We start from the raw sequence: 6,553 nt of genomic DNA on the forward strand, positions 1-6,553 counted from the left end.
GCCAGACCTGAAAAGACATCCGTCATGACCGACTCCCTCCCGGCCCTCCGCCACAAGCACCCCCTGCTGCCCCACACCGTCGCCTTCTGGCTGCTCGGAGGCATACAGCTGCTCCTGCTGGCCGCCGCGAGCGCCCCGTCCCCCCTCTACCCCGTCTACCAGGCCCGGTGGGGCTTCTCGGCGGCCGCCGTCACCGTGGTGTTCGCCCTCTACGCCATCGCCCTGCTGCTCGCCCTGACCGTGGTCGGCGCGCTGTCCGATCACATCGGCCGCCGCCCGGTACTCGCTGTCTCGCTGCTGCTCGAAGTGGGCGCCATGGCCCTCTTCGCCACCGCCGCCGGCGCCGGATCGCTGATGCTCGCCCGTACCCTGCAGGGTCTGGCCACCGGTGCCGCGACCGGCGCCATCAGCGCCGGCCTGGTCGACCTCCAGCCCGAGCACCGCCCCCACCTGGGAACACTGATCAACAGCGTCTCCTCGTGCCTGGGCCTGGCCTCCGGCGCGCTGGGGGCCGGGCTGCTCGTCCAGTACGCCCCCGCACCGACCACACTGGTCTACATCCTGCTCGGAGCCGTCTTCGCAGCCGCCCTCGCCGTCGTCGCCCTGATGCCCGAAACCGCGGCACGCCGCCCCGGCGCCCTCACCTCGCTCCGCCCGCGGATGTCGGTGCCCCACCAGGTCAAGCCGCACTTCATGGCCGTCCTGCCCGGCCTGGTGGCGCTCTGGGCGCTCAACGGATTCACCCTGTCCCTCGGGCCGTCACTCAGCGCCAAAGTCCTGCACGTCCACAACCATGTCATCGCCGGTGTGGTGATAGCCCTGCTCACCGGCATGGGCGCCATCGGCTCGCTCGTCCTCCACCCGCGAAAGCCGCGCGGGGCGATGACTATCGGCTCGCTGGCACTCGCCACCGGCACGGCACTGACCCTGATCGGCGTCCTGGCCGGTGTCCCGGCCGCCTACCTCCTCGGCACCGCGATCGCCGGCTTCGGCTGGGGGGCCGCACTGCTCGGCTCCTTCCGCACGGTCGGCCCGCCGGCCGCCGCCGAGGAACGGGCCGCGGTCTTCGCCGCACTCTACGCCGTCGGATACCTGGCCTTCAGCCTGCCCGCCGTCGCAGCCGGTGTGCTCTCCAGCCGGTTCGGCCTGCAGCGCACCGCCGACGGATACGCGGCGGTAGTGATCCTTCTGTCGCTCACGGCCCTTGCGCTGACGACGCGTCAACACCGGCGCACCGAACCGTAGCCGACCACACCGCCCGCCGGCCCGGCCGGCGCGCCCGTAGCGCCGTCCCAGGCTCGAACGGATCCTCCGAGAGCCGGATGCCGCGCTGCTCCGCGATGAGCCGCAGGACCCGGGGACCTGGCCCCGGGCCGATCTCTGGTTGGGAGTAGCCTCCCGCGCGCGGGGGTCGCTCGGTCGATCGCCGCATCTCCGCGTCCTCTTCGGTGTCGACCCCGCGCGCGCGTGGGGGTTGCTCCGCCCACCCCCACCTCGTGCACCTCGCCGCCGCGTCGGCCCGGCACGCACGCGGGTTGCTCGTGCCCGGGGGATCACTACTCGCTCGGTCGAGTCCCGCAGATCGAGGGCGCCGGTCCGCCGCTGCGGATCTGACGGTCTCGGCGAGACACCTTCGAGCACCGTGCCGGGGTCACCTCCCGGCGGCGGGGCCACCCCGGCGCGGGCACGTCCGACGGCCTCTGCCAAGCTGACCGGATGAGCAGGATCACCCCCGGAACGGCGCTCGAATGGGCCGCCGCGAAAAGGATGTTGGACGCCGCGACCGCACACCCCGGCCCGCGGCCGCGCCGCACCGCGCTGGAACTGCTGTACCGCACCGAGCAGGAGTCCGCCCACCGCGACATGCTCGCCTGGCTGTTGGACCCCGCCGGTGACCACGGCCTGGGCACCGCGCTGCTCGCCGCCCTGCTGCGCCGCACCGGCCGCCCCGACCTCGCTGCCCGACCCGGCTTGCCCCGCACCCTGGTCGACACTGAGCACGACCTGCCTGCCACCCCCGAAGCCGCCCACCGGCGCGCGGACCTGGTGCTGTGGACCTCCGGCACCGCCGTGGTGGTCGAGCTGAAGGTCAAGTCCTCCGAGCACACCGAGCAGACCGCCGACCTGGCCGCCCACTTCGCCGGCTTGCACCGGCCGCACTTCGTCTTCCTCACTCTCACCGGCGAGGCGGCTGCCCACCCCGACTTCGTCCCGCTGCGCCTGCGTACGCTCGCCCGCGACCTGCGCACCCACCTGGCCGCCACCCCCGGCGCCGCCCCGCATGCCCACGACTACCTGGCCACCCTGGAGAGGATGCACGCCGTGACCCCCTCGGACGAGGCCCGGGCCCGCTTCTGGATCCGCCATGGCCGCCTGGACTTCACCCGCGCCCGCCGCGCCGCCTTCGAACTCCTGGAGGACCTGCCCGACCGCCTGGACGCCGCCCTCGACACCCTCGCCCCCCAGCTAGGCCCTGATGTCACCCGCACCACCTTCGAGGACTCCGCCCAGGGCCGGCGCGCCGATCCCTACCCCGAGCGCGTCGGCCTCCTCACCCGTCCCGCCTGGCGCGGAGCCACCGAGACCCCGCTGGCCGGCATCGGTTACGGCTTCCGCCCCCTGCTCTTCGCCAATCCCGACCGCATGCTCGACGAGCACATCCCCTTCCACGGCCTCTGGCTCGCCCCGTCTGCCCCCCGCGCCGCGTGGCCCCGTCTCATGCGCCCCGACCACTGGTCGTCCTGGGCCGACTGGGACTACCTCGACCTCGACTTCGCCGACACCGACACCGATCTCCTCGCCCTCTACGTCACCCGCTTCACCCACCTCACCACCGCCCTCTGGCGCGCCCACGCTGCGGCTCTGGACAAGGTAGTGGCGGGCTAGGGGCGTCTTGGGAAGTCTCTCGCCGATCACGTCGGATATGAGGCAACTCCCCCTCCGGCTGATGGCTGGCGAGTTGCGTGCCCCGGCGGCGACCGTCTGCCGTGATCCGCGAGACACTCCCTGGGGCATCGCCCAGCCCCCGTTGGTCGATCGCTCAAAGCCTGAGCCCGTGCTGCCGGATTTGGACCTTCTCCCGTTGAGGACTGTCAGAAGTCATGGTTGTACACCACGGTGACGGGGGCGTGGTCGCTCCAGCGTTCGGCGTGGGTGTCGGCGCGCTCGACATAGGCCTCGACTGCCGTGGTGGCGAGGGCGGGGGAGGCGACCTGGAGGTCGATCCTCCAGCGAATAGACGCCTTTTTCGAGAAGGGTCCACCCGTTCGAGTGCAGTCTGTTCGAGGGTGCCTGCCGGCCTGGGCGGTGGGGACCTCTTGTGGCGGTGTGCTCAGCCGGCCGCGCGGTAGGCCGCGCCCACCCGGTTGGGCGTCGCCCGGTTGTAGAGACCGGTGCCGCCGCGGTCCGCGGAGAGGGTGAACCACGCGTAGCGTTCGACGAAGGGGAGCCCCTGGAGCATGGCGGTCGACTTCGCCACGAACGCGGCCTGCTGTTCCGGTGTCGGGTACCTTGGGGTGCCGCCGGAGAAGTCGATCAGGGCGTACTCGGTGAGCCAGATCGGCTTTTTTTGTAGCGGTCGTGGACGGCCTGGAGGTAGCTCCGCAGCTGACCGGTCGCGGCATCGGCGCGGAAGTCCGAGCCGTACCAGTGCAGGGGGATGAAGTCGACCTTGTCGTGGCGGGCGGCGGCGCCCTTCAAGAACTGGTCGAGCCAGCCGCCCGCGACGTCGCCGCCGCCCGCCACCGCGGGTGCCCCCAGGCGCATCCCGGTCGACTGGAGCCGCGGCCACAGGTCGAGGGCCCTGGAGACGCTCATGTAGGCCTGGCCCCGCAGGTCGGGCTCGTTGAACCCGAGCAGGGTCGTGCCCTCCTTCCTGGCGGTCGCGAGCTGCGCGTCGGTCACCGAGTCCGCACCCCAGATCATGGGGACGAACTCGACGCCGGCCGGCGGCCTGATCTGCTGCCGGTCCGAGGCCCAGGTGTAGAACCAGCCGACCCTGGCATCGGCCAGGGCCCTGGTGACGTCGGTGAAGTTCCAGGCGCTCACGCCCTTCTTCTTCACCGGGGCGGCGGACGCGTCGGCCGCGCTGCCGACCGTGAGGCAGGTCAGCACGGCGAGCAGGACGGTGAACAGACGTGTTCGGCGCGGCAAGGCGTTCCTCTCCTTCGATCAGGCGGTCATGACGAGGCCCCGGCGTCCCGGGCCGGGCACCTCATGCGGTTCAGGCGGTCGGGAATCTCACGCGGAGGGCCCGAAGGTGACGGTGAAGCCGCTGCAACGGCTGCACTGCTGCATTACCTTGTTGCCCGGCACCTGGTCCTGCTTGGACCACGTGTAGGCCTTGGGGCACTTTGCGCTGAGCGCGCGGCTGTAGTTGCTCGGGGTGTCGCGGCTGGGGTTGGTGCACAGCATCGGCTTTCCGTCCGGCCCGCGGGTCAGGTCGGCGGGCGGGCAGGAGGACAGCAGGTTCGTCGCGCAGCCCCGGGTGTCGCAGGCCCCACCCGCCGGGATCGAGGCGTTCACCGGAGTGATCGTGACCGGCAGCGAGAACGCGTTCACGTAGCTCACGTCGTACCAGGGGGCGGCACCGTCCTTGGCGTCGAAGTTGAACTCGGCGAGGCTGGCGGGCTGTTCGCCCGTCGTGCAGCGGTCGGCGAGCGGGCCGCAGTCGCCCACCCGGCAGTGGAAGCCGCTGCCGGCCGCCCCGTCGCATCCCTGGCGGGCGAAGAACTTCCCCCGCCAGTGGAACGGGGCGGTCGTCTCGGGGATCGTCACCGTCGCCGACTGCCCGGGAGCCAGGACCGGCAGCCGGGTGAACTGCTTCGACCCGTCGGCGTTGACGCCGCTTCCGATCCACAGCCGCTGCGACGAGTGGTTCACGAACGTCACGGTGTGGTTGACCGCCGCGGCCGAAGCCGCGGTCGGCGCGGTGCGGGCCGGCACCGCCGCGCCCGAACCGGGCAGCGCCACGGTCAGGGTGGCAGCGGCCACCGCGACGAACAGCCTGATCAGAAACCTTCGCATGACGTCTCCGTTCGGCTCAGCAGGTCGGGTTGGTTCCGGGGGGAGGTGCCGAGGATCCGGGCGGACTGCTGGTACAGGTTGGCTCTGCGCACTGACGGCGAGCCGACCGACCCCGCCCAGGGCGGTCAGAATGGGGTCGCCCTGCCGCGTGCCCGCGGCGGTGGGTCAGCAGGTCTTGTCCGGGTGGTCGTGGGTGATGGCGCAGATCATCGCCTTCGCCCGGCCGTTGTTCGGGTACCTGCGCTGGAGTTCGTCCTTGAACTGCTGCCACTGGCGGGCGATGTCCTTGACGGCGAGGTCGTAGGCGCGGTCGAAGTTGTGGCCGACTGCCGAGCGCGGGCTGTCCTTGGTGTCCTTGTTCAGCACCCCGTCGTGGGTGACGCGGTTCGTGCAGTCGGACACCGTTGCGGTGTGGTCGCGGTCCGGGTAGCAGCCGGTCGCCAGGTCGTGCGGGATGTGGTCGGTGACGTCCCTGACCCAGTCGGCCCTGCTCATGGAGCTGTAGCGGGCGAGAGGGCGACGGAACACGACAGCGCGACGCAAGCGGCGCCGGAAGCGAGCAGGCGCTGCCGACGGGAAACGGAGCTGGGATTCACGGGGTCTCCAGGCGTGCGGTGGACGTCTTCGGCGGGCGTGCGTCCGGGCGCGGTGACCCGCCCGTACCGCACAGACCCACGGCGGAATCCTGTGACGAACCGTCACGGACCGTGTGCATCTTGTACGTACGCTAGCCGTCGCACCCGCCCCGCGAAAGGCCGCCGGTCCGTGCGGACGGTGCCCGTCACCGGGCCTCGCCGTCGACAACAACAGCCGACACGTCGTCCTCCGTGGCTCCCTGACGAGCCATCCGGTCGGCCTTCGCCGGTTCCGCGGTGCGCGGCTGGTCCATCGTCAGCCCGGCACCCACGTGGCACACCGGCACTCTCCATGCCCTTGCGCGCGGCCGTGCCGTGCCGAATATCGCCTTGGCGTACGCGGCGGCCTGGTCGGCGGCCACGTAGGCGCCGGCCTCCGAGGGCGACGGCGGCTACACGGTCGAATTCACCGATCCGGAGGGCCGCGTGCTCGACGTCGGCACGGGTTGGCCGGAGCACCGCGAACCCGCGAGCCGGAGCTACGGCCCGGACCGGCTCAGCCACGTCGTGCTCAACTCGCCCGACCTGAACGCCGCCAAGGCCTTCTACACCGACGCGCTCGGCTTCGCGGTCTCCGACACCTACACGGACGACCTGATGGTCTTCCTGCGCTGCAACTCCCAGCACCACTGCGTGGTCCTGGCGCCGGGCGGATGAGCTCCCCGGCGTCCGGCTGCCGGTCGCGGGTGCGGCCACCGGCCCCCGCACGGCTGGAGCCCGCCGGCCGCGGCGGCGCAAGGGCAGCATCGCCGACCCGGCCTCGGGGCGCGGTGGACCCGGGGCACCGGTCGCGGCGCCCCTGGCAAGGGGGCTCGCACCGGCCGGTGGGCGGGGATGCGGTGGGCGGGGTGCAGGTTGGCGCGGAGCCGGTGGCTGGGGTGCGGGTGGCTGGG

At 72.1% G+C, this 6,553-nt stretch carries 7 protein-coding genes and 1 pseudogene; 3 read left to right on the forward strand and 5 right to left on the reverse strand.

Annotated features, from left to right (window positions below):
- Window positions 1-24 precede the first annotated feature (24 nt).
- Window positions 25-1,245, forward strand: a complete 1,221-nt coding sequence (locus ABTY56_RS24655) for an MFS transporter (protein WP_350631259.1) — start codon at window positions 25-27, stop codon at window positions 1,243-1,245.
- A gap of 471 nt (window positions 1,246-1,716) precedes the next feature.
- Window positions 1,717-2,886, forward strand: a complete 1,170-nt coding sequence (locus ABTY56_RS24660; RefSeq protein ID WP_350631261.1) for a PD-(D/E)XK nuclease family protein — start codon at window positions 1,717-1,719, stop codon at window positions 2,884-2,886.
- Between the two features lie 206 nt (window positions 2,887-3,092).
- Here the strand turns inward: ABTY56_RS24660 and ABTY56_RS24665 are convergent.
- The 5 genes and pseudogenes from ABTY56_RS24665 to ABTY56_RS24685 all read right to left on the reverse strand — a co-directional run.
- Window positions 3,093-3,230: pseudogene (locus ABTY56_RS24665) on the reverse strand (exodeoxyribonuclease III); the annotation flags it as partial.
- Window positions 3,231-3,331: 101 nt separating this feature from the next.
- Entirely contained in the window at window positions 3,332-3,649 is a 318-nt protein-coding gene (locus ABTY56_RS24670; protein ID WP_350631273.1) for a glycosyl hydrolase, read from the reverse strand.
- Window positions 3,535-4,152, reverse strand: a complete 618-nt coding sequence (locus ABTY56_RS24675; protein WP_350631263.1) for a glycosyl hydrolase — start codon at window positions 4,150-4,152, stop codon at window positions 3,535-3,537. Before ABTY56_RS24675 ends, ABTY56_RS24670 begins: the two co-directional genes overlap by 115 nt.
- Before the next feature lie 87 nt (window positions 4,153-4,239).
- Window positions 4,240-5,025 (reverse strand): thaumatin family protein, encoded by a 786-nt coding sequence (locus ABTY56_RS24680; RefSeq protein WP_350631264.1) that lies wholly within the window; start codon window positions 5,023-5,025, stop codon window positions 4,240-4,242.
- Between the two features lie 165 nt (window positions 5,026-5,190).
- Window positions 5,191-5,520, reverse strand: a complete 330-nt coding sequence (locus ABTY56_RS24685) for a hypothetical protein (protein WP_350631266.1) — start codon at window positions 5,518-5,520, stop codon at window positions 5,191-5,193.
- A gap of 566 nt (window positions 5,521-6,086) precedes the next feature.
- Here ABTY56_RS24685 and ABTY56_RS24690 point away from each other — a divergent pair.
- The gene (locus tag ABTY56_RS24690) at window positions 6,087-6,317 is read left to right on the forward strand and encodes a VOC family protein (RefSeq protein WP_350631268.1); all 231 of its coding nucleotides are present in this window, start codon (window positions 6,087-6,089) and stop codon (window positions 6,315-6,317) included.
- The last annotated feature ends 236 nt before the right edge of the window (window positions 6,318-6,553 follow it).

The organism is Kitasatospora sp. NPDC097691, assembly GCF_040302665.1.
Lineage (GTDB): Bacteria > Actinomycetota > Actinomycetes > Streptomycetales > Streptomycetaceae > Kitasatospora.

Excerpts from the sequence above, each read along its gene's own strand:
- ABTY56_RS24655 (WP_350631259.1), top strand. The coding sequence starts at position 25 with ATGACCGACTCCCTCCCGGCCCTCCGCCACAAGCACCCCCTGCTGCCC.
- ABTY56_RS24660 (WP_350631261.1), top strand. The coding sequence starts at position 1,717 with ATGAGCAGGATCACCCCCGGAACGGCGCTCGAATGGGCCGCCGCGAAA.
- ABTY56_RS24680 (WP_350631264.1), bottom strand. The coding sequence starts at position 5,025 with ATGCGAAGGTTTCTGATCAGGCTGTTCGTCGCGGTGGCCGCTGCCACC.
- ABTY56_RS24685 (WP_350631266.1), bottom strand. The coding sequence starts at position 5,520 with ATGAGCAGGGCCGACTGGGTCAGGGACGTCACCGACCACATCCCGCAC.